We start from the raw sequence: 23076 nt of genomic DNA on the forward strand, positions 1-23076 counted from the left end.
GGGGCGCTCCCCGGCTCACCCTCACGCCGGTTGCAGATAACGGGCCAGCAGGTCGTCCAGCGTCACCATGCCCGTGAGGCGGCCCGTCCCGTCCCGGACGACCGCCAGGGAGGCACGGTTGCGGCGCAGCAGCTCGATCGCGTCGGCGACCGTGGTCTCCTGCGTCACCTCCGGTACCGGTCGGGCCAGCGCGCGGGCACTGGTGGCGCGGGACCGGGCCCGGGCGACCAGGGCGTCGCGGGCATGGACGGAGCCGAGGACGGTGCCCGCGTCCTGGACCAGCAGGCGGGTGCGGTCGTGCTCGGCGGCCAGCCGCAGGATGTCGTCGATGCCCGCGTCGCCGTCGACCGAGGTGATCTCCGCGGCCGGGATCCGGAGGTCGCCGACAGGGGTCTCGGGTTCGACGAGCGAGCGGGTGAGCAGCTCCGAGTCGCTCTCGCTGATCAGGCCGAGGCGCTCGGACTCCTCGACGAGGTGGGTGAGTTGCTCCCGGTTGTGGACCGAGGCGAGCTCGTCGCGCGGGGTGACGCGGCACAGCCGTACGAGCGCGTTGCTCATCCGGTTGAGCACCGCGATCAGCGGCCGTACCGTCCTCACCACGGCCCGGAAGGGCGGGGCGAGGAGCATCGCGGAGCGTTCGGGGTGGGCGATGGCCCAGGACTTGGGGGCCATCTCGCCGAGCACCATGTGCAGGAACACCACGACGACCATGGCGAGGACGAACGCGATGCCGTAGCTGAGAGCGCTGGGCAGGCCCAGGTCGTGCAGGAGCGGGTCGAGTTCGTGGGAGATGGCCGGCTTGGAGACCGAGCCCAGGCCCAGGGTGCAGACGGTGATGCCGAGTTGGGCGCCGGCCAGCATCAGCGACAGCTCGCGCATGCCGGCCAGCGCCGCCTTGGCGCCGCGCTGTCCCTGTGCGACGGCCTTCTCCACGCGGTGCCGTTTGGCAGCGACCAGGGCGAACTCGGCGGCGACGAAGAATCCGCTGCCGATCAGCAGCAGCACGGTGACGAAGAGCGCCATCGGGAAGCTCATGACGGGTACTCCTCCACCTTCTGGATCCGGACCCGCTCCGGCACGTGCCGGTCGAGGGTGCGTACGTCGATCAGCGCGCGTCCTCCGTCGAGGAGTTCGACGGTGAGGCGGTCGCCGATGGCCGGGAAGCGGCCCAGGCGGTCCACGATCAGGCCGGCCACGGTGTCGTAGTCGTCCTCCTCGGGCAGTTCGACGCCCGTGGCGTCGGCGACCTCGTCTAGGCGGCGGCCCGCGTCGACCAGCCAGCCCGCACCGTCCTGGACGGCGACCTCGATGACCGTGTCGGTCTCGTCGGCGATGTCTCCCACCAGTTCCTCCGCGATGTCCTCGTAGGTGACGATCCCGGCGACGCCGCCGTGCTCGTCCAGGACGACCGCGAACTCGTCGTCCCGCTCGCGCATCTGCTCGACGGCGTCGGGCAGCGGGAGCGTGTCGGGCAGCAGCAGTGGGCGCCGGGCCAGCGTGCCCGCGGCGGTGGTGGCCAGGGCCGCGGCGGGCAGGCGCATCAGCTCGCGTACGCCGACGACGCCGGGGACGTCGTCGGGGTGGTCGCCGAGGACGGGGTAGGTGGAGTGACCGTACTCGGCGATCAGGTCGACGGCCTCGGCCGCGGTGGCGTCCTTGCGGACGAAGACGGCGTCCACGCGCGGGACCATCACCTCGTCGAGGGTGCGCTCGGAGAACTCCAGGGCGTGGTCGATGAGTTCGGCGGTCTCCTTGGGCAGTTCGCCCTGTTGGTGGGACTCGCCGATGAGGTGGCCGAGTTCCTCCAGGGTGGCGCCGTGGTGGAGTTCCTCGACGGGCTCGATGCCGGCCTTGCGCAGCAGCCGGTTGGCGGCTCCGTCGAAGATCCGCACGACCGGGCCGACGACCTTGAGGTAGGCCAGGGTGGAGGCGGCCAGGGACTTGGCCAGGCGCTCCGGGACGGCGATGGCGAGGTTCTTGGGGGCGAGCTCGCCCAGCACCATCTGGACCACGGTGGCCAGGACGAAGGCGAGGACGACGGAGATGCCTGCGACGGCGCCCTCGGGGATGCCGATGCCGGTCAGCGCGGGCTTGAGCAGCGCGGAGACGGAGGGTTCGGCGATGAAGCCGACGACCAGGCCGGTGACGGTGATGCCGAGCTGTGCGCCGGACAGCATGAACGACAGCCGCTCCAGCACTGTCAGGGCGCGGGCGGCCCGCCGGTCGCCCGCCTCGGCCTCACGGGCGAGGGCGAGCCGGTCCGCGGAGACGTAGGCGAACTCCTGGGCCACGAAATAGCCGGTGCCGGCGGTGAGGACGAAGACGGCCAGCAGGCCGAGCAGCGCGTTCACGGTGCTCATCGGCGGGTCGATCGAGAGGGGGCGTGCCCCGGGGAGTCCGTCATGGTGGCGGACAAGCCTTGCTCCTTCAGTCGGTGTGCGGTGCGTGAACGAGCGGGGCGGGAGTCGAGTTCCTTCCGGATCGGTGGAACTTATCGCCCCGGCCGCTAGTTTCTACGTTGCTGTAGATATTACGGGGTGCCCGGATCGCCGCCGGAGCGGGCCGGGCCCCGACCGACCTTTTGGAGTAGTCATGGCCCTGTGGGACCGGTTCAAGGAGTCCGCGTCGACGATGCAGACCCAGCTCGTGGCGAAGAAGAACGATCTCAAGAGCGGCGCCTTCCGCGACGCGAGCATGGCGATGTGCGCGCTGGTCGCCGCCGCGGACGGCACCGTCGATCCCTCGGAGCGCCAGCGGGTGGCCCAGCTGATCGCCACCAACGAGGTGTTGCAGAACTTCGACGCCATGGATCTCCAGCGCCGCTTCGACGCCAACATCGACAAGCTGACCGCCGACTTCGCCTTCGGCAAGGTGAGCGTCCTCCAGGAGATCGGCAAGGCGAAGAAGAAGCCCGCCGAGGCGCGTGCCGTGGTCCAGATCGGCATCGTCATCGGCGGCGCCGACGGCGACTTCGACAAGACCGAGCAGGCCGTCGTACGCGAGGCGTGTTTCGCACTCGACCTGCCGCCGCACGAGTTCGACCTCTGAGCGAGGAGAGCACGCGGCGGCGCCGTCACAGCGGTGTCGCCGCGCGCAGGATGACGATCATCGTCACCGCGGAGTTGGCGGACGACAGCGCGGAGACCGCCGTGCCCGCGGCGGCCGCCCAGGCCGCCATCCCGACCGCGGTGAACACCGACGGCCAGCTCCGGCCGGCGGGAGCGGGCGCCAGCAGGGCCGCCACCCGCCGGGGCACCGGTCCGGGCAGCGCGAAGCCCGCGAGTGTGGGCACAGGGGTGCCGCGGGAGACCAGCGCCGCCTTGCCGATCGCGCGTGCCACGGTGCGGCGGTCGCCGACGACCCGCGCCGCCTCCTCGTCCGCCCAGCGCTCCGTGGTGTACGCGACCGCCGTGCGCAGCGGACGCAGAAAAGGGTTGGCGCGCGCCGCGAGCTCGGCGACGAGCAGGAACCGGTGATGGCGGGCGGCCAGGTGCACGCGCTCATGGGCGAACAGGGCACGCCGCTCGGCGGGCCGGAGACTCGACAGCAGGGCCGCGCTCACCACGATGCGGTCACGGGCCCCGCCGGGCAGCGCGTACGCGTACGGCTCAGGGTCGGGCAGCACCGCGACCTCCGTGCCGGGCAGTCCGACCAGTGCCCGATGGGCGCGCCGCCGCACCTGGGCATGTCGCCACAGCGCCCGCCCGCACAGCACGGCGACGGCCAGCAGGGCCGGGATGGCCGCCTTGCCGGCCACCTCGTCGTAGGGGACGGCCTCGCGCACCTCGGGGTCCGACCAGCCGTCGGGCAGGGGGTTGCCCGGCAGCTGCGCCGTGCCGACCACCATCAGCAGCCCCAGACAGACGGTGCTGCACAGCGCCATCACCCCGGCCACGCCCGTCAGCAGGCGGGTGGCGACGCGCGGATGCAGATGCTGTTCCGCGAGCCGCGCGATCGGCCAGGCCGTCAAGGGCAGCACCAGCGGAAGGAAGACGAACACTCCCATGAGAAGTCAGACGTCCCCTTCGTCCTCGGGGTCCTCGCCCATGTCCCCCGCGCTCATGTCCCCTTCGCCCCTCGCCTGCCCCAGCAGGTCACGCAGCAGCTTCTCGTCGTCCGGATCGAGCGAGGTGACGAAGCTGGCGAGGACCGCCTCGCGGTCGCTCTCGCCGTCCAGGAGCTTGCGCATCTTGTGGGCGGCCAGACCCGCCTGGTCCGACACCGGTGTCCAGACGAAGGACCGGCCCGAGCGCTCCCGGGTCACCGCGGCCTTGGCCAGCAGCCGGGTCAGGATCGTGATCACCGTCGTATAGGCGAGGCCCGCGCCGAGCCGCTCCTGCACCCAGCCCGCCGTCGCCGGACCGTCGGCCTCGCGCAGGGCCGACAGGACCTGCGCCTCCAGCTCGCCCTGCCCCCGCCGGGGCCGTCGGTGATCCGTCACGTCCTGTCTCCCTTCCGCTGCCACGCACCTCACAGGCGGTCCATGGTAGGGACACCGGGCGGCTCCGTGCGGCCGGGCAAGGGTACGCTGCCCGCCTGGCCGGGATCGCCTCCGACTTCGGCGTCACCGTCTGATCCGGAGGGATCCCCATGTTCGGACTGAGCGAGCTCGCCATCCTCCTCATCGTCGTCGTCGCCGTCCTGGCGGCCAGGAAGCTCCCCGAACTGGCCCGCTCGGCGGGCAAGTCGGCGCGCATCCTGAAGGCGGAGAAGAACGCCGCGCAGGACGGTTCCGCCGAGGAACCCGCGACCCCTCAGGTGATTCAGGGCGAGATCGTCCCGCCTCGCCCCCAGGACGACGGCACGGCCCGGTCATGAGAACAGGGCGTCCAGGTCCGGCTTCTTGCCGCCGAACAGGCCGTCCTCCTCGCTGAGCGAGGCCAGCTTCTCCAGGGAGGCCATGTCGACGTCGGCCGGCCAGCTGGGGAGGATGAGGTTCTTCAGTACGTCGCCGCTGATCTTGGTGTAGCTCGTGAGGGTCTGGCGGGCCTCGTCCGGGTGGGCGGAGGCGTACTCGAGCGACTCGGTCGTGGCTTCGGCGAACTTCTTCACCAGGTCCGGGTTCTGCTGTGCGAACTGCGTCGAGGTGAAGTAGGTCGCCACGGTGAGCCGGGGGTCCGTCTCGGCGAACGGTGAGGCCACGACGCGGGCACCCTGCGCCTTGGCGACCGTCTGCGCGGGCTCGCCCATCCAGGCCGCGTCGACCCGGCCGTCGTCCACGGCGGCGGGCATCTGGTCGAAGGGGATCTCGACGAACTTGACCGCGGAGGGGTCGCCGCCGGCCTTGCGCACCGACTCGCGCACGGTGGTGTCGCCGATGTTCTGGAGCGTGTTCACGGCCACCGTCCGTCCGGCGAGGTCCTTGGCCGTCTTGACGGGGCTGTCCTTCTTCACCATCACGGCGGTGACGTCGCCGCCGACCTTGCCGTTGGAGGCCGCCCCGTTGACGACGGACTTGACCGGAACTCCCTTGACCTGGGCGACCATCAGCGAGGTCGTGTTGCTGAACCCGAACTTGAACTGACCGCTCACCACACCCGGAACGATCGCGGCGCCACCCTGGGCCGGAACCATCTCCAGCTTGATGCCGCGGCTGCTGAAGAAGCCCTTCTTCTGCCCCAGATAGAGCGGGGCGACGTCGACGATCGGAACGATGCCGACCTTGACCGTCGTGGTCCCGCCGCCTCCCGGGGACGACGACCCGCTCGTCCCCGAGTCCGAGGATCCGCATCCGGCCACACCGATGACGGTGATCAGCGCTGCGCCAAGCCCGAGTACGCGTCTGTGCATGGGCTCCTCCTGGGGGGAAGGGGTGGGGGAAGAGACCACGGCTGTCCTGGTGCGGCTCGACAGCCCGGCTTATTTTGTGCATTTTCGTGACGGCCGCAATCTACACGCCACACTTCGCACTGTCAGTACTCCGGACAAGGCTGCGTCCACGATGCGCGGTCACCGCCCGGACAGTACGGTGCTGGCATGGTCGGCGAGAAGGCGGAGAAGCTTCCGCGCAAGGTGTACGAGAAGGAACTGCTGCGCCTGCAGACGGAGTTGGTGAAACTGCAGGAGTGGGTGCGAGCCACGGGGGCCCGGCTGGTCGTCGTCTTCGAGGGACGCGACGCGGCGGGCAAGGGCGGCACCATCAAACGGGTGTCCGAACATCTCAACCCCCGCGTGGCGCGGATCGCCGCACTGCCCAAGCCGACCGAGCGCGAGCGCGGTCAGTGGTACTTCCAGCGCTACGTCGAGCAGCTGCCGGCCGCCGGGGAGATCGTGCTGTTCGACCGGTCCTGGTACAACCGGGCCGGGGTCGAGCACGTGATGGGCTTCTGCACGAAGGAGGAGTACCAGCTCTTCCTGCGCCAGTGCCCCGTCTTCGAGCGGATGCTGGTCGAGGACGGCATCCTGCTGCACAAGTACTGGTTCTCGGTGAGCGACACCGAGCAGCAGGAGCGCTTCCGGCGCCGGCTGGAGGATCCGCTGCGGCGCTGGAAGCTGTCCCCGATGGACCTGGAGTCGATCACCCGCTGGGAGGCGTACTCGCGGGCCAAGGACGAGATGATGGTGCACACCGACATCGCCGAGGCCCCGTGGTCCGTGGTGGAGAGCGACGACAAGCGCCGGGCCCGGCTGAACACGATCGCCCATCTGCTGAGCTCGGTGCCGTATCACGAGGTGCCGCCGCCGGTGCTGGAGCTCCCCGAGCGCCCGGCGTCGACCGGCTACCAGCGCACGCCGCGCGATCTTCAGACCTACGTCCCCGACCACGCGGCACGCCTGTGACCTACGCGGGTGGGGCTACGCCGTCGTCAGGGGCAGCGCGGTGAAGGTGTGCCGCTCCCACAGCCGGCGCGAGGCCTCCTCCGGGTAGGCGGCGACCGTGGGCTCGGCGTCGAGGAGCCGGACCAGACGGTGCTCGGGGTCGTAGGCGGGCCAGCCCGGGTCGCCCGTCGTGGCGAACGCGGTCCAGGAGGACCGGATGTGGGTGGAGAGGATCTCGGTCTCGGGCGTGGGAGTGGGTCCGATCAGCATGGTGCCGAGACCGTTGCCGTCGTACACGCCGAAGGTCAGGGGTACGTCCAGTCCGTGGCAGGCACCGAGCGCGCCGCCGTTCGCGGGGGCGGACCAGGTGAGGTCGTAGACGTGCGCCCGGCCGCCGCCGGCCACGTGGGCCTCGGCCAGACGCAGTGAGGGCATCCGGAACAGCCAGTCGGACTGCACGAGCTCGAACAGGTACTCCGTGGAGGCGTCGGGGAAGGCCGCCCGGTAGGCCCGCTCGGCGTCCGGTGTCGGACCGAACAGGCTCAGGGCCAGTGCGGCCAGCCCGTCGTCCACCCGGCCGAGCAGCCCGCCGAGCAGGAGGAAGAGGCGGTACTCGTCCCTGTTGTGTCCGGCGATCAGCTCCACGTCACGGGCGGCGCCGTTCGCCAGGGCCTCCCAGGGCGCGGTGGGCAGGACCTCGCCGTCGACGACGGGCGAGAAGGGGGTGGGGGTGAGGGCGACCGCGCCCCAGCGAGGCACGTGTTCCCGCATACGGCCGGTCAGTGCGGCCCCCGCCTCGGGCAGCTTGCGCGGGTCCACCCCGGCGAGGTCGGCCACGGTGGGCCGCAGACCGACCTCCGCGGCCAGGGCCTGGGCGATGTCGGCGGCGAGCGCGTCCGAGAAGTACGTGCCCGGCACGCTCTGTGCGATGGCCCGCCGGAACAGGCCCCGCGCCCGTGGCATCGCGAGCAGAGCGGCGATGGACCCGGCGCCGGCCGACTCTCCGAAGACGGTGACCTGGTCCGGGTCTCCGCCGAAGGCGGCGATGTTCTCGCGCACCCACTCCAGCGCCGCGACCTGGTCGAGCAGGCCCCGGTTCGCGGGAGCGCCCTCGATCCGCAGGAAGCCCTCGATGCCGACCCGGTAGTTGAGGGTGACCACGACGAGCCCGCCCTCGCGGGAGAGCCGGCCCCCGTCATAGGCGGGGTCGTCGGAGGAACCGAACTTGTAGGCGCCCCCGTAGATCCACACCATCACCGGACGGCGTGCCGCCGGGTCCGCGTCCGGGGTCCAGACGTTCACGGTCAGCCAGTCGTCACCGGCCGCGGGGTTCCCGGGAAACTCGGGGCCGATCGGCTCCTGCGGAGGAGGCGGACCGAACGCGAAGGCCTCCCGCACACCGTCCCAGCGCTCCACCGGGCGCGGAGCCGCGAAGCGGGCCTCGCCCACGGGCGGCCGCGCGTAGGGAACCCCGCGGAACACCGCCAGCTCCCCCTCCCTCCGGCCCCGCACGGTACCCGCCGCCGTCGCGGCCTCCGGATGCTCGCTTGCGCTCATCGACGACTCCTCAGGGGATCAACCAGTCCGTACGAGAGTGAAAACTAGTCCACCACGCGAACAGAGAACACCCCCCACCTCGTAAAGTCGCGGGGTCCGGCACTCAGCGCGCGCCCCGCTCGTGGACCACGCGTCCGTCGAACACCGTCAGATCCACCTGTACATCCGTGATGTCGTGCGGGTCCAGCTCCAGCAGCGGCCGGTCCAGGACGCACAGGTCGGCGACCTTGCCGACCTCGATCGACCCCTTCCACTTCTCGGCGAAGTCCTGGCGGGCCGGACTGATCGTGTACGCGCGCAGGGCGTCGGCGAGCGGTACGCACTGCTCGGGACCGCTGGCCCGGCCGCTGGCCTTGGACTCCCGGAGCATCATCGCGGCGACCCCCTGACGCCAGTCGGGTTCCGTGATCGGCGCGTCGGAACTGGCGCAGACCGTGACCCCGGCGTCGAGGGCGGAGCGTACGGGCCACTGGTAGGCGGAGCGCTCGGGGCCGACGACCTCGTCCATCAGGTCGGAGATGGTCCATTTGATACCGGGGTTCATGTTGACGCCGTAGCCGTGCGCGGCGAGCGCGGCGAGGCTCGCGGGGCCGACGAAGTCGCCGTGGATGACGTAGTGCCGCGCCTCCGGTCGGGGCGCCGCCTCGTTCGCGGCGACGAAGGCGTCGACGACCTCGTCGATGGCCCGGTCACCGGTCACGTGCACGCCGAGCTGGTACCCGGCCTCGTGCGCGACCCGGATCATCTCGCGCAGCTCGCCGGCCCGGAGGGCCGGGGTGTCACCGTGCACGCACAGGGCGCCGTGGCCGCCGTCCGCGTAGGGCTCGTTCATCCAGGCCGTACGGTTCGGCGGGACTCCGTCGGCGAAGATCTTGACCCCGATGGCGCGCAGCAGCCGTTCGTCCGCGGACGCGGGGCGTCGCAGCTCGGCCAGCCCCTTGCGTACGTCGTCGGCGGAGCCGCCCATGGGGGCGGGGAGCAGGAGGACACTGACCCGGGCGTCCAGGGCGTTCTCGTCGGCGAGTTGGGCGTACGCCGTCCAGTTGTCGGTACTCAGTCCGCCGAACAGCGAGGTGGTGCCGCCGGGGCCGAGACCGGGCTCGGTGTAGCTGGTGATGCCGCGGGTGTGGAGTTCACGGATCACCGTCCCGATCGCCTCGCGGCGCTGGGCCACGGTCGGGCTGGGCAGCGCGGCCTGGACGAGCCGCTGGGCCGTCTCGCGCAGGATGCCGGTGGGCCAACCGTCGGGGTCGCGGTCGATGACACCGCCCGCCGGTTCCCCGCTGTGCGCGTCGATGCCGCAGCGGCGCAGCGCCTCGCTGTTGGCCCACACCATGTGCGAGGAGAAGTCCGTCAGACAGACCGGGTGGTCCGGCGCGACCGCGTCCAGGTCCCGGCGGTGCGGAAAGCGGCGCGGATCCGCGAGGCACTCCGCGAGATAACCCGGGTCCCAGCCGAGCCCGACGATCCACTCACCGGGCCGGGCCTCCCCCACCGCCTGCCCGATCACGGCGACGACGTCGGCGATCGACGCGACCGTCGGATGACCGACGTCGAGGGCGAACGGCGGCTTCGTCAGTCCGTACGCCGCCCCGTGCAGATGGGAGTCGTTGATACCGGGCAGGACACTGCGGCCGCCGAGTTCGACGATCCGGGTGCCGGGGCCGGCCAGGGCGCGCATCTCGGCGTCGCTGCCGACGGCCACGATGTCCCGCCCGCGCACGGCCACGCCTTCGGTGACGCCGAAGTCCGCGTCGACGGTGATGACTTGGCCACCGGTCAGGATCAGGGTCGGGTCGCTGTCGCTCACGCGATTCCTCTCGGGGTTCGGGAGTTGTGGGGTGTCACCGCGTCGCCCGCGGTCCGAAGCAGGCGAGGGCGGCGCCCGCCACCAGGGCGGTGCCCTGAGCCATCTGCTGCCAGAAGGCGGGCACGTTCAACAGGGTCAGCCCGTTCTGGAGGCTACCGAGGAAGAGCACGCCGAGGAGTACGCCGAAAACTGAGCCCGATCCGCCGGTGAGGGCGACTCCGCCGAGCAGTACGGCGGTGAGCACGGTCAGCTCGAATCCGGCGCCGGAGGTACCGGCGACCGCGCTGTCCAGGACCGACGCCTTGATGGCGCCGGCCAGGGCCGCGGCGACCCCGGTGACGACGAACAACGCGAACGGCATCCGGCGGACATTGATCCCGGAGAGGTAGGCGGCCTCCCGGTTGACCCCGATGGCGAACACATGCCGCCCGCCCGGGGTGAGCGCCAGGAACGCCGCGCCCGCCACCAGCACGAGCGCGGCGAGGACGACCGGCGCGTCGATCCCGGCGATCCGTGATCCGCCGAGCCAGGCGAACCCGGACCCGAAGCTGCTCAGCGGCAGCGGGAAGAGCTGCTGGGCCAGTCCGCGTACCGCGGTCAGCATGCCCAGCGTCACGATGAACGCCGACAGACCCAGGTAGCAGCACAGGATGCCGTTCACCGCACCCACCGCCGCGCCCACCGCCAGCGCGCCGAGCACGGCGACGACCGGTGACTGGTGCTGCTGACCGGCGAGCCAGCCCCCCACCAGCCCGCCCAGGGCGAGGGTGGAACCGACGGACAGGTCGAGGTAGCCGCTGATGACGAGCAGCGCGAGCGGCACGGCCACGATGGCGAGGGTGGCGGCGTCAGTGGCGATCCCGCGCAGGTTGCCGGCGTCCAGGAAGCTGCCGGTGGTCAGCTGGAAGACCAGCACCATGAGCGTCAGGACGACGAGGAGCGGCTGCCGCCGTAGGGCGTTCAGGCCGCCGCCCGCGAGGGTGCGGGGCAGGGGCAGGGCGGTGGTCATGCTGCTCCTTGCGAGGTGAGGTCGTGGACGGCCGCGAGCAGTGCGGCCTCGGTGAGCCGCGGGCCGGAGAGTTCGCCGACGATCCGGCCGGCGGAGACGATCAGGCAGCGGTGGGCGAGGGCGACGACTTCCTCGGGGTCGCTGGAGGCGAACAGGACGGCGGTGCCCTGCTGTTCGGCGAGGCCCGAGACCACCTGATAGATCTCGTGGCGCGCGCCGACATCGACGCCCTGGGTGGGTTCGTCGAGGAGCAGGACGTCGACGTCGCGTGCCTCGTGGATCCAGCGGCCCAGGACGAGTTTCTGCTGGTTGCCGCCGGAGAAGGCGGTGGCGGGGAGGTGTGGTCGCGCGGGACGCAGCCCTACGGCGTCGGCCAGGGCGGCGAACACCCGCTGTTCCGTACGTCGGGATCGCACTCCGTGCCGGGCGAGTGTGCGGATCGACGGGAGCAGGGTGTTGTCCTGGGCGCTCAGTGACGGGAACAGGCCCTGTCCGCGACGGTCCGCGGGTACCAGGGCGATGCCTGCGGCGAGGGCGTCGGCGGGACGGGCGGCGGTGACGGGCCGCTCGCCCACCTGAGCCGTTCCGGCCGAGGCGGGGCGTCTGCCGTAGAGGGTCTCCAGGATGCGGGTGCGGCCGGAGCCGATCAGGCCGTAGAGGCCTACGATCTCGCCTTCGGCGACGGTGAGGTCGATGGGGCCGAAGCCGGGGCCTGACAGAGCGTTCAGCTTGAGAGCGGTTCGCCCAAGGGGTGGGGACTGTGTGTTCGCGGGCGACTTCACGGTTGTATGCGGCTGGTCGCGCCGTTCCCCGCGCCCCTTGGGTTGGTGGGTGATCGCGGTGATCAGATCGTGCCGTGACTGTCCCGGGCCCGACGACTGGTGGGTTACCCGGCCGTCTCTCAGAACCGTGACCGCGTCCGCCAGTCGTTCTACCTCGCCCAGCAGATGGGTCACGTACACGATCGCCAATCCCTGGGCCCGCAGGTCCTCCACCCGCTCGGCCAGCGCGTCGCTCTCGGCGCCGGAGAGGGCCGCCGTCGGCTCGTCCAGGACCAGTATCGAGGCGCTGCGGCTCAGGGCCTTGGCTATCTCCACCAACTGACGCTGACCCATGGGGAGTTCACTGAGGCGGTCGCGTGGGGAGCAGGTCGCCGCGACGCGTTCCAGGAGGCCGGCCGCCACCTCGTCCTGGGCGCGGCGGTGGACGGTTGCGTAGCGGGTCCATTCCTGGCCGAGGAAGATGTTCTCGGCCACGGTGAGGGAGTCGACGACGCTGAGGGTCTGGTAGATGATCGCGACGCCGGCGGCGATGGACTCGCGTGGGGACAGTCGGGGGTACGGGGTTCCGGCCACCTCGATCGTGCCGGCGTCCGGCGAGAAGGCGCCGCCGAGGCATTTGATGAGGGTGGACTTGCCGGCGCCGTTGTGGCCGAGGAGGGCGTGGACCTGTCCGGCCGGGACGGTGAGGTCCACGTCGTCGAGGGCTCTGACGCCGCCGAAGGACTTGGTGAGGCCGCGGATGCGGAGGGTCGGTTCGGTCATGGCGGGGCCTAGGAGTTCTGGGCGAGCAGCGCGTCGATCTTCGCGGTGTCGGCGCGCTGGACGAGTGCGATCGGCACCTGGGCGCCGGGGTTCGCCTTGCCGGCGGCGACCGCGAGGGGCACGTCCACGATGGCGTCGGCGATGTCCCGCGGGGCGAGGGCTGCCGAGGCACGGTAGAAGGTGCCCTGCTTGATGGCGAGGAGGGAGGGGGCGGAGCCGTCCTGGCCGCCGACGAAGGTCTTGGCGTCGGCCGCCTTGCGACCTGTCTGCTGGAGCGCCTTGAAGCCGCCGTAGGCCGCGGCGTCCGTCACGCCCAGGACGATGTTGAGGTCGGGGTGCTTGGCGAGGACGGCTCGGGTCTTCGACAGCCCGGTGTCGGGGTCGATGGCCTGCTCCTGCGCGACCACGTCGACGCCGGGCGCGGCCTTGGTGAACGCGTCGATCATGCCTTTGGTGCGTTCGCGGCCCAGTTGGATGGTGCTGTCCGTCAGGAACGCGATCTTGCCCTTGCCGCCGAGGTGTTCGTCGGCCCACCGGGCGGCCGCCTGTCCGAGCAGTGTGCCGCCTTCGAGGAAGCTGAACTGGATGTCCGCGCTCTGGTGTTCCAGGGTTCCGCCGTACGTGACCCAGATCAGCCCTTCGTCCAGCGCGGACTTCGCGATCGACTCGGTGGCCTCGAAGACCATCGGGAAGGACACGATGGCCGGGACCTTCCGGGCCACCCATGCCTTGAGGTTGGTGGCCTGGGTGTCGGCGCTGCCCGCGTCGCTGGTCGTGCGCAGGGAGACGTCGTGCTTCTTCGCCGCGGCGGTGGAGAGCTTCACCAGGGTCGAGTAGAGCGGGAGTTGGGTGAAGGGGTAGTCGAGGCCGATCGTCGTGAGCTTCCTCGCCCCGGCCGAGGCCCCGGCGGCCTGGGCGCCGCTCGCCGAGCCGTCGTCGGGTGCCGAGCAGCCCGCGGCGCCCAGCAGGGCGGCGGCCGTGACGCCTCCGGACAGGGCGAGGAACTGGCGGCGGGAGGCCGGGGCGGGTGTCGGGAATCTGGTCATGGCGGGGCTCCGAGGGATGTGGCCCGGGATGACTGGCAATCGGGCGTCCGGCTGTGCCGAACAGGAAAGACCGGGGCGCCCCGCCCCGCCATCCGTACAAATACCGACTGCGGACGGGCGGCCCGTCCGAGCGTCACGAAACGGCGAAGCCCTTGTCCGGTGCCCCGCGGCCGCCTATCGTTAGGGGCCAAACGACATGCTCGGTCGTGGGTTCCCGGAGGCCCGCATGGTCACCCACCAACAGCTCGCCGCCGCCACCCGCATCGGCATGCTCACCCGTGAACGCGACACCGCCTCGGCCTGCGCCCAGGCCCTGCGCGAACTGGCCGAGGCCCTCCCCCTCGACGCGGCGACCCTGCTGACGATCGATCCCCTCACGGGGACCCATGTCCAGGTCGCGGGCATCGGCTACACCGCGGTGGCCTCGGAGGCACTGGCCGCCGAGTTCGTGGCCACGCAGTGGTACGCCAATGTCGTACGGCAGTCCCTCCCGCCGTCCATCACCGAGGACGCCGAGGACACGGCCGACGGCGGGCAGCGCTTCCGCAACGGCTGGTTCTACGCCGAGCGGGTCCGCCCGGCCGGGTTCCGCGACGCGCTGTCCGGGGCGCTGCGGCACCACGGGCGCCTCGTCGGTCTGATCACCCTGTCCGTCGAGGGGCCGGACCGCTACGACTCCGAGGCCCGCCACCTGCTCGCCTCGGTCCTGCCGGCCCTGGGCACCCTCGCGGACCCGACGGCCCGCGTCGGCGAACTGTACGACCTGCCCGCCGAGGCGGACGCCAGCCTCGTCACCGCCGAGGGCGCCGTCGGCCTCCCGGGCCGGGGGCACGCCCAGGTGCTGGAGGACGCCGAGTTCGCCTCCCTGGTCGGCGCGTTCCTGGGTTCGGACGGCCTGCGGCTGCGTTTCCTGTGGCCGGTGGGGCGCAGGTGGTACCGGGTGGTGCTGCACCGATGCACGACGGGGTCGCCTCGCACACGGCGGGCGGTGCTGGTCTCCGAGACGCCCACGGAACTGCCGTACGGTCTGAGCCCGCGCGAACTGGAGGTGCTCACCCGGGCCGCGAGGGGACAGACGAACCAGGCCATCGCCCAGGCGCTGTTCCTGTCGCCGCGGACCGTGCACAGCCATGTCGAGCACCTCCTGCGCAAGACCGGCTGCGCCTCGCGCGCCGAGGCGACGGCGCTGTGCGTACGGGACGGAGTGCTGCGGCCCACGCCGGACGACGTGGAGCACTTCGTCGAGGCCGACGCCTTCACGGGCCGCAGCGCGAGATCGCGGCGCTGACCGACGCGACGCGACGGGCCAGGTCGGCGGCGGGGACGTCGATGAGCTCGTAGCCGAAGGCCCGGTAGCTCTCCTCGTGGACCTTCTCGAACTCCAGCGAGTCCTCGAAGCTGATCCGGCGGGCGCTGGTGGGTTCGCAGAAGCCCAGGTTGCGGACGAAGAACACCTCGGGCTCGTAGACCGCCTCGGTCGTGATCCGTTCGATCTCCGCGGTCAGCGACGGCGGCACCGGCTGCCCCAGGTACCGGGCGAGGGCGTGGGTGCACACCGGTGAACGGTCGTACACCTGGGGGGAGTCGGTGGCCGCGGCCGCCAACTGCCGTCGCCGTTGCAGCTCCACGATCTCCTCGACGAAGGACGCCCGAGTCCACGGCTCGTCCTCCCCGCGGGCCTGGGCCTCGGCGATGAGCGCGGTCGCCGCCTCCTCGACGACCACGTGACCGAGGTCGGCCAGGCCGCGCAGGATCGACGTCTTGCCCGCGCCCGGCGTGCCGGTGAGAACGTAACGGCGCATGATTCGAAAGCCTCTCGTGCATGGTGGAAGTGGTGGGGGCGGTGACGGAGGCGGTTCCTCGACGGCACAGCTGCCGGAGACACCCGTCATACCCACGGCACGCGGCAGGCCCAGTCCGCCCGCGTCACTCGTGCCGGTGGCCGCAGTGTAGGTGACTGCGCGCAGGACCGGAGACCGTCCCGTCCGGGTGACGTACTTCTTCCGCTCCTCCCCGCGATGAGTTCCGGCCGGGGCACGAGTCTGTGCTCGTGAGCGTCGTGGGACGTCGTACGGCGCTGCCCCGGACGAGACACCACGGAGGACACCATGACCGACACGACCGCCCGCATGAGCGGCGACCTCCCCGGCAGGCCGCCGGTCGTCGACCTCAGGACCTGGGAGGCGGCGCGTGCGGAGTTGCTGGTCCGCGAGAAGGCGCACACCCGTGAGGGGGACGCCATCGCCGCGGCCCGGCGGCGGCTGCCGATGGTCGAGTTCGACGGGGCCGTCGAGGTCGTCGGCGCCGACGGGCCGGTCCCGTTCCTCGACCTGTTCCAGGGGCGCGACGAGCTCGTGGTCTACAAGCACATGTGGTACGACGGCGCCCCGCACCAAGGGCAGTGCGAGGGATGCACCACCACGGCCTGGCATCTCCAGGACGCCGCGTACCTCCACGCCCGCGGCGTCTCGTTCGCGGTCCTGACGACGGGACCGTGGGACGAGGTGGCCGCCTACGTCGCGTTCATGGGGTACACCCAGCCCTGGTACTCGGTGCGGGACGTCGACGGACCGGCCGGCGGGGACATGGGGTTCCTCACCGGTTTCCTGCGCGACGGCGACCGCGTGTTCCTCACCTACTCCACGACGGGCCGCGGCAACGAACGGGTCAACGCGGCCATGGGTCTGCTCGACATGACGCCGTACGGCCGCGGCGAGGCGTGGGAGGACAACCCGGAGGGCTGGCCCGAGGGGCGCGACGCGTGCTGGTCCTGGCGCTCGGACGCGGACGGCAACCCCACGTGGGGCCCGACCGGCCGCCCGGTGCCGCAGTGGACCCGCCCCGGCGCGACGCCTGTGGAGACCCTCGGCCGGCACGGGCACCACCACTGAAGGACGCACGTCACGACACGCGTCGACCGGCGGGGCAGCGCCCCCGCCGGTCGCTCGCTCAGGTGCACCGGTCAGGCGGTCGTGCAGGTGCTCCCGCTCAGGGTGAACGCGGTCGGGGCCGTGTTGGTCGTGCCCTTGGTGCCGATGAAGCCGACGGTGACGGAGCCGGCGGCGGGGATGGTCGAGGTGTAGGACGCCGGGGTGACGCTCACCGCGGCGCCGTTCTGGGTGGGTGTGCCGCCCCACATGTTGGAGACGGTCTGACCGTTGGCGAAGGAGAAGCCGAGGGTCCAGCCGTTGATGGCGGCCGTCCCGGTGTTGCGGATGGTGATCTCGCCCTGGAATCCGCCGGGCCATTCCCCGACGACGCGGTAGCCGACGGAGCAGTTGCCGGCGGGGGTGTCGTCGGTCGTCACGTTCACCGTGGCCGACCGGGACGAGCGGTTGCCTGCCGCGTCACGGGCGTAGACGGCGAAGGTGTACGCCGTCTCGGCGGTGAGGCCGGAGACCGTGACCGAGTTGGTGGTGGAGGCGGCGACCTTCGTCTCGGTGCCGCCGCTCACCCGCACCACGTCGTATCCGGCGACGCCCACGTTGTCGGTCGAGGCGGTCCACGTCAGGGTCGCCGAGGTGGCGGTCACCGCGGAGGCGCTGGGGGTGCCGGGGGTCGTGGGCGCCTGGGTGTCGCCCGGGGTGCCGCCGCCGTAGACGGTGGCTTCCTTCGACGTCTGGGCGATGCCGTTGACGCCGTTGAAGATGCGCTGGCCCCAGGCGCTCAGCTGAGCGGGGTCGAAGCCGATCGACAGGTCGAGGATCGGGTCGGTGTTGCCGCTCCAGGACCAGGCGAGATAGCCGAGGTCGAGCTGCTCGGCGGTGGCCAGCATGGTGTCCTCGTCGGGGTCGCCCCACTGGTCGGCGGGGCCGCCGAACTCGCCGATGACGAGCGGGAGTTTGGCGGTGACGAAGGCGTTGAGGTAGTCGGTGATCTCCGCCGCCGTGTCGAAGACGCTGTACATGTGGATCGAGAAGACCAGGTTGCCGGTGGTGTCGGCGGCGTACACGGACTGGGCGTTGGCGCGCATGACGCCCTGCCAGTCCTGGCCCCAGTTGGGCGCGTCCACCATGATCGTGTGCTCGAATCCGGCGCCGCGCAGCTTCTTGATCGCGGCGATGGTGGGGTCGGTCCAGCCGGCCGGGTTGGTGTTGCCCCAGGGCTCGTTGCCGATGTTGATGATGATGTAGTTCTCTTGGCCGGCGAGCACGCTCTTGAGGCCGATCCAGTAGTCGGCCGCCTTGTCGAGGGTACCGGCCGCGGCTTCCTCGCCGTATCCGGTGGTGTCGTGCACCTCCAGGACGCAGATGAGCTTGTTGGCCTTGCACTGGCTGACAACGTTGGCGACGTCCGCGGCGCTGTTCGCGGTCCAGCGGTGACCGTCGGCGAGGACGACACGGACGGTGTTGGCGCCGAGCGCCTTCACGTCGGCCAGCGACTGCGTCTCGTTGGGGTACCAGGTGTGGGCGTGGTTGACGCCCCGCATCACGAAGTCGTTGCCGTTGCCTTCGAGCAGTCTGCCGTTGCTGATGTGCAGGCCGGTGGCCTGGATGCCCGGCGGTTCGGCCTGGGCCAGGGCCGCGGCCGGGCACAGGGCGCCCAGGACGACGAGGCCGAGGAGGACGGTCACCAGACGCGCGAGGAGGCTCTTTCTCGCTCTGCTTGTTGTTGTGCTTCTTGTTCTTCTCACTGCGACTCCAGGGAGTGAGCGCCAAGAAACTCAGGCTGGGGAAGAGGGGGTGGGAGCGCTCCCATAAAAGCCATCATGCCAAGTACACGTCAATAGAAAGCGCGTACACGGCTGCAATTCACCCCGACTGTCGACACTATCGGGAATGACGAACGCCCTCACCCTTGACCGCGCCATAGTGTCGACACTAGGAATGGAGGGCGAGCCGTACCGCGGTCTCGTACGACTGCCTCGACAAGGGGGTCCACGTGACCGGCAGGCTCTCCGGAAAAGTCGCTCTCGTCACCGGCGCGGGCGCCGGCATCGGACAAGGGTGCGCTCTGCTCTTCGCCGAGCAGGGCGCGACCGTCGTCGGCTGCGACATCGACGCGGACGCGGCGGAGGGAACGCGCAAGCTCGCGGCCGATCGCGGGCTGAGTGTCGACATGCTCGCCCCGCTCGACATGACCCGGCCCGCGGACGCCCGCCGCTTCGCCGACGAGTCGGCCGCACGGCACGGGCGCGTGGACGTCCTGGTCACCGCGGGCGCGATCGCCCCGCACATGGCCACGGCCGCCGACATGGACTTCGACGGACAGTGGACGCCCACGCTCCAGGGCGAGGTCGACGTGGTCTTCCTGCCCGTGCAGGCCGCCTGGCCGCACCTGGAGGCGTCCGGGGGCGGCTCGATCGTCAACTTCGCCTCGGTGAACGCGTTCCGCGGCAGCGGGACCTTCGGCATGGTGGCGCACTGTGCGGGCAAGTCGGCCGTGCTCGGGCTGACCCGCCAACTCGCCGTGGAGGGCGGGCCGTCGGGTATCCGCGCCAACACCATCTCGCCCGGGATGGTCCGCACCCCCGCCACCGAGTCGGCCGGGGCCCACGAGGGTGCCGCCCGGGAGGCGCTGCTGGCCCGCATTCCGCTGGGGCGGACCGGCACCCCCGAGGACATCGCGTGGTGCGCGGTGTATCTGGCGTCGGACGAGTCGGCGTGGGTGACCGGCGGCAACTTCCCCGTGGACGGCGGAGTCCTCGCCAAGTGACCACCGCCCGGGGGCCGTTCGTCAGGAGGCGGCCGCGCCCCGCTTCCGCACCGGCTTGCGGTTGCGGGCCGCGTCCTGCTCCAGCTGCTCCTCCACCGCGCGCAGCGCCCGGACGGTCGCCCCCGCGATCAGCGCCGACGCCAGCTCCCCGTCCCGCTCCTCGCAGGCCTGCAACAGGCGTTCCTGGTCGTCGATGCTGTAGGCGAGGCGCCCGGCGCGGGTCAGGCTGAGGTGGCGCAGCATCAGGGTGCGCAGCGCGAGCGAGTCGAGGATCTGCTTCAGGGTGGCGTTGCCGACGACCTCGGTCATGCGCTCCTGGAGCTGGACGTGGGCCCAGAAGTAGCCGTCCACGTCCCCGGAGTCGGCGACCTTGCGCATCCGTTCCACCCGGCCCCGCAGTTCGGCCAGTTCGGCGTCGGTGGCGCGCTCGACCAGCAGGCTCGCGAGCATCGCCAGGAGCTGCCGCCTGACCTGGTAGATGTCCCGGATGTCCTGGAGGGAGGGGGCCGCGACCCGCGGCCTGCGGCGGGCCTTCATCTCGACCAGGCCCTCCTGTTCGAGGAGCATCAGCGCCTCGCGGACGGGCGTGCGGCTGGTGTCGAACCGGCGGGACAGCTCGACGCTGTTGAGGTCCTGTCCCGGTTCGAGACGCCCCTCGATGATGCCCGCGCCGACCCATTCGGCGATCTGCGCGACCAACGGCTCACGCCGGTCCCGTAGCCGCAGCAGGCGTTCCAGTACCAGGTGCGTGTCCTGATCGTCGGTCATGCGGCGACTCTCCCTGCCTGCGACGGCTCACAGCCGGTTCAACGGTGTCGACACTATCTCATCCCCCTGTAAGCCCTTTCGGCCATCCCCGTTCACCTGTCGACAGACAAACGATCAATGGAGGACCCATGAATCCGGACCGCACAGCCGCGTCCGTCAGCAGACGCACCGTGGTCTCGGGCGCCCTCGCCGCGCTCGCCGTGACGGGCGCCGCGCAGGGCACGGCCCAGGCCACCACGTCACCTACGCGGGAGCCGTGGGAGCCGGTCGCGGTACCCGAGCAGGTGCCGGTGACCGAGTACCAGGTGCCCGTCTCCGGGGGCGGCAGTCTGTGGTGCTGGGACACCGGCGGCGACGGCGAGCCGGTGGTGCTGCTGCACCCGGGGTCGGGCAGCGGCGAGAGCTGGCCGTACCAGCAGCCGGTGCTGGCCGGGGCGGGCTTCCGCGTCATCGGCTACTCACGGCGGGGCGCGTACGGATCGGTGGCCGGCACCCGCGCGGACGCCGACACCGCCTCCGGGGACCTCGACGCCCTCGCCGACCACCTGGGGCTGGGCCGCTTCCACGTGGACGGCTCGGCGGCGGGCGGCCCGCTGGCGATCGACTACGCGCTCGCCCACGGCGACCGCCTCCTCAGCCTCACCGTCTCCGGCAGCATCATGGGCATCCAGGACGCCGAGTACCTGGCTCTGACGTCCGCGCTGCAGCCGGACCCGTTCGGGGACATGCCGGTCGAGTTCAAGGAGCTCGGCCCCTCGTACCGGGGCGGTGACCCGGACGGGGTCGCGGCCTGGCTGGAGATCCACGAGCGGGCCAGGACCGCCGACGCCTTCCCGCAGTCGCTGGCGAACACGATCACCTGGGCGGCGCTGGAGACGATCGACCTGCCCGTCCAGCTCATCACCGGCGACGCGGACCTGTACAGCCCGCCCTCGGTCATGCGGCTCAACGCCCGGCACCTCGCCGACGTGGAGACCCATGTGGTCGCCGAGGCCGGGCACAACCCGCACTGGGAGCAGCCGGACGCGTGGAACAGGCTGCTGATCCGCTTCATGCGACGACACGGCCGTAGGTCCTAGACGTCCAGGGCGACCAGGAAGCGGGACACCATGTTGTACGCCGCCACGGTCGCCGTCAGCTCGACGAGTTCCGCGTCGGTGAAGTCGGCGCGCAGGGCGTCGAAGAGCTCGTCCGGTACCTGGATGTCACGGGTCATCGCGTCGGTGTAGGCGATGACCCGTCGGCGCCGCCCGTCCAACTCGGGCTTCTCGCGGCGCAGTTCGGTGAGTTCGGCGTCGGCGAGGCCCGCTCTGCGTGCTTCGCCCTCGTGGGCCGTCCACTCGTAGTCGGCCCGGTTCAGGACCGCGATGCGCAGGACCACCAGCTCCCTGATGTCGGGAGGTAGTTCCATACGGCTGCGGACGGCGCCGAGGAGGCTGTTCCAGCCGTCGGCGAGTTGGGGGCTGTGCAGCAGCATGCGGTCCAGGGGGCGCAGGGTGCCGCCCCGGCGGTCGCGGACGCGCTGGGCGATCTCGCCGCTGCCGTCGGTGTCGGGGAGTCTTGCCACGTGCGGTCCTTTCAGAGCGGGCGGGGACAGCGGGCCAGCAGTCGCAGGGCGTCGAGCCGCTCCACGGTTCCCGCCGCCACCGTTTCCCCGAAGACCATGGCCTCGGTTCCGGTGAAGGCGGGCCAGGCCGGGAGGGCTCCCCCGTTGGGATCGCCGGTCGCGACGAAGCGGGTCCAGGCCTCGGCCATGGTGCGGGCCAGGGCACGGTCGGTGTCCGTCCAGGGCCAGGGGCGGCAGTCCAGGGTGTCCAGCGTGTACGGGAGTTCGGCGGTGTGATGGACACCGTAGGAGCGCAGGCCGTCGCGTGGCGGTGTCAGGGGCAGGTCGGCGGGGAGCGGTGGGGTGCGTTCGAAGCGGTAGAGCCAGGTGGGGGCCTTGATGTGGTGGGCCGTGGCCCAGTGCCACACGGGGTGGGTGAAGCGGCTCTCCCCGGTGAACCGGCGGGCGGTGAGCCGGGCCTCGTCGGCGTCGCGTACGGGGTAGACCTCGTCGGTGCCGGGTTCGACGGGCAGTTGGCGCAGGGCGGCCGGCGACGCGTACACGGATCCCTCGTCGCGGTTGCTGCCGAGCAGGAGGGGTACGGCGTGCTGGCGGGCGGAGGCGAAGACGTCGTCGCTGGGCTCGGTGAGGAGGTGTCCGTCGACGACCGGTCCGAAGTGGCCCTTGAGGACGAGTTCGACTCCGTCGAGGCGGCGCAGTGCGGCGATGTCCCGGTCGCCGAAGTCCTCGGCCCAGCGCAGCCCCCGCTTCTGCGCGGCGGCTTGCGCGGGCAGCGGTCCCTCGGCGCGGCCGATGCCCGAGGCGCTCTGGGCGAGGGCCGCGCGGAAGAAGGGTCTGGCCCGCTGTGCGGCCATGAGGTGGCAGATGTGGGCGGCTCCGGCGGAGTTGCCGGCGAGGGTGACCCGGTCGGGGTCGCCGCCGAAGGCCACGATGTTCTCCCGTACCCAGGTCAGGGCGGCGACGATGTCGAGCAGCCCGTAGTTGCCGGAGGCGCCCGTGTCGTCCTCGGCGGCGAGTTCGGGGTGGGCGAGGAAGCCGAGGGCGCCGAGCCGGTGGTTGAGGGTGACGACGACCAGGCCGCGGCGGGCCATGGAGGTGCCGTCGTGGATCTCCTGGCCCCCGTGGCCGTAGCGGTTGCCGCCGCCGTGGATCCACACCATCACCGGCAGTCCCCCGGCGGCGTCCGGTGTCCAGACGTTGAGGTAGAGGCAGTCCTCGCTCATCACCAGGGCACGCCGGTCGGCGAAGTTGGTGTGGTACATGATCGAGTCGCGGGGCGGCTGTGGTTGCAGGGGCGCGGGTCCGAAGGTGTCGGCGCGCCGTTCGCCGTCCCAGGCGGGGGCGGGCCGACACCTTCGGAC

General features: G+C 71.5%; 22 protein-coding genes. 7 read left to right on the forward strand and 15 right to left on the reverse strand.

What is annotated here, in order from left to right:
- Positions 1-21 precede the first annotated feature (21 nt).
- Positions 22-1035 carry a hemolysin family protein gene (locus HLK59_RS06710; protein WP_171140313.1) on the reverse strand — a complete coding sequence of 338 codons (1014 nt, stop codon included), beginning with the start codon at positions 1033-1035 and terminating at the stop codon, positions 22-24.
- The gene (locus HLK59_RS06715) at positions 1032-2360 is read right to left on the reverse strand and encodes a hemolysin family protein (RefSeq protein WP_171140314.1); all 1329 of its coding nucleotides are present in this window, start codon (positions 2358-2360) and stop codon (positions 1032-1034) included. The genes HLK59_RS06710 and HLK59_RS06715 overlap by 4 nt, the downstream gene beginning before the upstream one ends.
- A 232-nt stretch (positions 2361-2592) precedes the next feature.
- On the opposite strand from HLK59_RS06715, the gene HLK59_RS06720 reads away from it, so the two are divergent.
- Positions 2593-3048 (forward strand): TerB family tellurite resistance protein, encoded by a 456-nt coding sequence (locus HLK59_RS06720; protein ID WP_171140315.1) that lies wholly within the window; start codon positions 2593-2595, stop codon positions 3046-3048.
- A 25-nt stretch (positions 3049-3073) separates the two neighbouring features.
- On the opposite strand, the gene HLK59_RS06725 is transcribed toward HLK59_RS06720, so the two are convergent.
- Together HLK59_RS06725 and HLK59_RS06730 are read right to left on the reverse strand one after the other, a co-directional pair.
- On the reverse strand, positions 3074-4006 hold the full coding sequence (locus HLK59_RS06725; protein ID WP_171140316.1) for a M56 family metallopeptidase: 933 nt from the start codon (positions 4004-4006) through the stop codon (positions 3074-3076).
- 6 nt (positions 4007-4012) lie between these two features.
- Positions 4013-4441 (reverse strand): BlaI/MecI/CopY family transcriptional regulator, encoded by a 429-nt coding sequence (locus HLK59_RS06730; protein WP_171140317.1) that lies wholly within the window; start codon positions 4439-4441, stop codon positions 4013-4015.
- 149 nt (positions 4442-4590) lie between these two features.
- Between HLK59_RS06730 and HLK59_RS06735 the strand changes: the two genes are divergently transcribed.
- Complete coding sequence (locus HLK59_RS06735) at positions 4591-4818, forward strand: twin-arginine translocase TatA/TatE family subunit (RefSeq protein ID WP_171140318.1); 228 nt, start codon at positions 4591-4593, stop codon at positions 4816-4818.
- Here the strand turns inward: HLK59_RS06735 and HLK59_RS06740 are convergent.
- Positions 4813-5790, reverse strand: coding sequence for an ABC transporter substrate-binding protein (locus tag HLK59_RS06740; RefSeq protein WP_171140319.1), 978 nt, complete (start codon positions 5788-5790; stop codon positions 4813-4815). The genes HLK59_RS06735 and HLK59_RS06740 overlap by 6 nt on opposite strands.
- A 186-nt stretch (positions 5791-5976) precedes the next feature.
- Between HLK59_RS06740 and ppk2 the strand changes: the two genes are divergently transcribed.
- Positions 5977-6780, forward strand: a complete 804-nt coding sequence (gene ppk2, locus HLK59_RS06745; RefSeq protein WP_171140320.1) for a polyphosphate kinase 2 — start codon at positions 5977-5979, stop codon at positions 6778-6780.
- 15 nt (positions 6781-6795) lie between these two features.
- Here ppk2 and HLK59_RS06750 read toward each other — a convergent pair whose 3' ends face one another.
- The 5 genes from HLK59_RS06750 to HLK59_RS06770 all read right to left on the reverse strand — a co-directional run bounded on the left by HLK59_RS06750 (position 6796) and on the right by HLK59_RS06770 (position 13725).
- Positions 6796-8316, reverse strand: coding sequence for a carboxylesterase family protein (locus HLK59_RS06750; protein WP_171140321.1), 1521 nt, complete (start codon positions 8314-8316; stop codon positions 6796-6798).
- Between the two features lie 103 nt (positions 8317-8419).
- Positions 8420-10126 (reverse strand): amidohydrolase, encoded by a 1707-nt coding sequence (locus tag HLK59_RS06755; RefSeq protein ID WP_171140322.1) that lies wholly within the window; start codon positions 10124-10126, stop codon positions 8420-8422.
- Positions 10127-10160: 34 nt separating this feature from the next.
- A complete protein-coding gene (locus HLK59_RS06760) occupies positions 10161-11135 on the reverse strand; it encodes an ABC transporter permease (protein WP_171140323.1) in 975 nt (324 codons plus the stop codon).
- The gene (locus HLK59_RS06765; protein ID WP_171140324.1) at positions 11132-12679 is read right to left on the reverse strand and encodes a sugar ABC transporter ATP-binding protein; all 1548 of its coding nucleotides are present in this window, start codon (positions 12677-12679) and stop codon (positions 11132-11134) included. Before HLK59_RS06765 ends, HLK59_RS06760 begins: the two co-directional genes overlap by 4 nt.
- A gap of 8 nt (positions 12680-12687) precedes the next feature.
- Positions 12688-13725: a sugar ABC transporter substrate-binding protein gene (locus tag HLK59_RS06770; protein WP_171140325.1), complete on the reverse strand. Its 1038-nt coding sequence runs from the start codon at positions 13723-13725 to the stop codon at positions 12688-12690.
- Positions 13726-13921: 196 nt separating this feature from the next.
- On the opposite strand from HLK59_RS06770, the gene HLK59_RS06775 reads away from it, so the two are divergent.
- Positions 13922-15013 carry a LuxR C-terminal-related transcriptional regulator gene (locus HLK59_RS06775; protein ID WP_346779660.1) on the forward strand — a complete coding sequence of 364 codons (1092 nt, stop codon included), beginning with the start codon at positions 13922-13924 and terminating at the stop codon, positions 15011-15013.
- Here the strand turns inward: HLK59_RS06775 and HLK59_RS06780 are convergent.
- Complete coding sequence (locus HLK59_RS06780; protein ID WP_171140326.1) at positions 14982-15527, reverse strand: AAA family ATPase; 546 nt, start codon at positions 15525-15527, stop codon at positions 14982-14984. The genes HLK59_RS06775 and HLK59_RS06780 overlap by 32 nt on opposite strands.
- A 306-nt stretch (positions 15528-15833) precedes the next feature.
- Between HLK59_RS06780 and HLK59_RS06785 the strand changes: the two genes are divergently transcribed.
- On the forward strand, positions 15834-16616 hold the full coding sequence (locus tag HLK59_RS06785; protein ID WP_171140327.1) for a DUF899 family protein: 783 nt from the start codon (positions 15834-15836) through the stop codon (positions 16614-16616).
- A gap of 71 nt (positions 16617-16687) precedes the next feature.
- Here the strand turns inward: HLK59_RS06785 and HLK59_RS06790 are convergent, their stop codons facing one another.
- Positions 16688-18298: a cellulase family glycosylhydrolase gene (locus tag HLK59_RS06790; protein ID WP_346779661.1), complete on the reverse strand. Its 1611-nt coding sequence runs from the start codon at positions 18296-18298 to the stop codon at positions 16688-16690.
- Positions 18299-18606: 308 nt separating this feature from the next.
- Between HLK59_RS06790 and HLK59_RS06795 the strand changes: the two genes are divergently transcribed.
- Positions 18607-19380 (forward strand): SDR family oxidoreductase, encoded by a 774-nt coding sequence (locus HLK59_RS06795; protein ID WP_171140329.1) that lies wholly within the window; start codon positions 18607-18609, stop codon positions 19378-19380.
- A 21-nt stretch (positions 19381-19401) separates the two neighbouring features.
- Here HLK59_RS06795 and HLK59_RS06800 read toward each other — a convergent pair whose 3' ends face one another.
- Complete coding sequence (locus HLK59_RS06800) at positions 19402-20148, reverse strand: GntR family transcriptional regulator (protein WP_171140330.1); 747 nt, start codon at positions 20146-20148, stop codon at positions 19402-19404.
- 128 nt (positions 20149-20276) lie between these two features.
- Between HLK59_RS06800 and HLK59_RS06805 the strand changes: the two genes are divergently transcribed.
- A complete protein-coding gene (locus HLK59_RS06805; protein ID WP_171140331.1) occupies positions 20277-21227 on the forward strand; it encodes an alpha/beta hydrolase in 951 nt (316 codons plus the stop codon).
- Here the strand turns inward: HLK59_RS06805 and HLK59_RS06810 are convergent.
- Together HLK59_RS06810 and HLK59_RS06815 are read right to left on the reverse strand one after the other, a co-directional pair.
- Complete coding sequence (locus HLK59_RS06810; protein ID WP_346779662.1) at positions 21224-21715, reverse strand: carboxymuconolactone decarboxylase family protein; 492 nt, start codon at positions 21713-21715, stop codon at positions 21224-21226. The genes HLK59_RS06805 and HLK59_RS06810 overlap by 4 nt on opposite strands.
- A gap of 11 nt (positions 21716-21726) precedes the next feature.
- Positions 21727-23076: carboxylesterase family protein (locus tag HLK59_RS06815; protein ID WP_171140332.1), on the reverse strand; the 1350-nt coding region annotated here is incomplete at its 5' end.

Source organism: Streptomyces sp. S3(2020), from assembly GCF_013044505.1.
Lineage (GTDB): Bacteria > Actinomycetota > Actinomycetes > Streptomycetales > Streptomycetaceae > Streptomyces.

Bases quoted from the DNA above. Each gene is read 5' to 3' on its own strand.
- HLK59_RS06750 (WP_171140321.1), bottom strand. From the start codon at position 8,316: ATGAGCGCAAGCGAGCATCCGGAGGCCGCGACGGCGGCGGGTACCGTG.
- HLK59_RS06725 (WP_171140316.1), bottom strand. From the start codon at position 4,006: ATGGGAGTGTTCGTCTTCCTTCCGCTGGTGCTGCCCTTGACGGCCTGG.
- HLK59_RS06785 (WP_171140327.1), top strand. From the start codon at position 15,834: ATGACCGACACGACCGCCCGCATGAGCGGCGACCTCCCCGGCAGGCCG.
- HLK59_RS06800 (WP_171140330.1), bottom strand. From the start codon at position 20,148: ATGACCGACGATCAGGACACGCACCTGGTACTGGAACGCCTGCTGCGG.
- HLK59_RS06735 (WP_171140318.1), top strand. From the start codon at position 4,591: ATGTTCGGACTGAGCGAGCTCGCCATCCTCCTCATCGTCGTCGTCGCC.
- HLK59_RS06780 (WP_171140326.1), bottom strand. From the start codon at position 15,527: ATGCGCCGTTACGTTCTCACCGGCACGCCGGGCGCGGGCAAGACGTCG.
- HLK59_RS06760 (WP_171140323.1), bottom strand. From the start codon at position 11,135: ATGACCACCGCCCTGCCCCTGCCCCGCACCCTCGCGGGCGGCGGCCTG.
- HLK59_RS06805 (WP_171140331.1), top strand. From the start codon at position 20,277: ATGAATCCGGACCGCACAGCCGCGTCCGTCAGCAGACGCACCGTGGTC.
- HLK59_RS06765 (WP_171140324.1), bottom strand. From the start codon at position 12,679: ATGACCGAACCGACCCTCCGCATCCGCGGCCTCACCAAGTCCTTCGGC.
- HLK59_RS06715 (WP_171140314.1), bottom strand. From the start codon at position 2,360: ATGAGCACCGTGAACGCGCTGCTCGGCCTGCTGGCCGTCTTCGTCCTC.
- ppk2 (WP_171140320.1), top strand. From the start codon at position 5,977: ATGGTCGGCGAGAAGGCGGAGAAGCTTCCGCGCAAGGTGTACGAGAAG.
- HLK59_RS06710 (WP_171140313.1), bottom strand. From the start codon at position 1,035: ATGAGCTTCCCGATGGCGCTCTTCGTCACCGTGCTGCTGCTGATCGGC.
- HLK59_RS06775 (WP_346779660.1), top strand. From the start codon at position 13,922: ATGCTCGGTCGTGGGTTCCCGGAGGCCCGCATGGTCACCCACCAACAG.
- HLK59_RS06770 (WP_171140325.1), bottom strand. From the start codon at position 13,725: ATGACCAGATTCCCGACACCCGCCCCGGCCTCCCGCCGCCAGTTCCTC.
- HLK59_RS06740 (WP_171140319.1), bottom strand. From the start codon at position 5,790: ATGCACAGACGCGTACTCGGGCTTGGCGCAGCGCTGATCACCGTCATC.
- HLK59_RS06720 (WP_171140315.1), top strand. From the start codon at position 2,593: ATGGCCCTGTGGGACCGGTTCAAGGAGTCCGCGTCGACGATGCAGACC.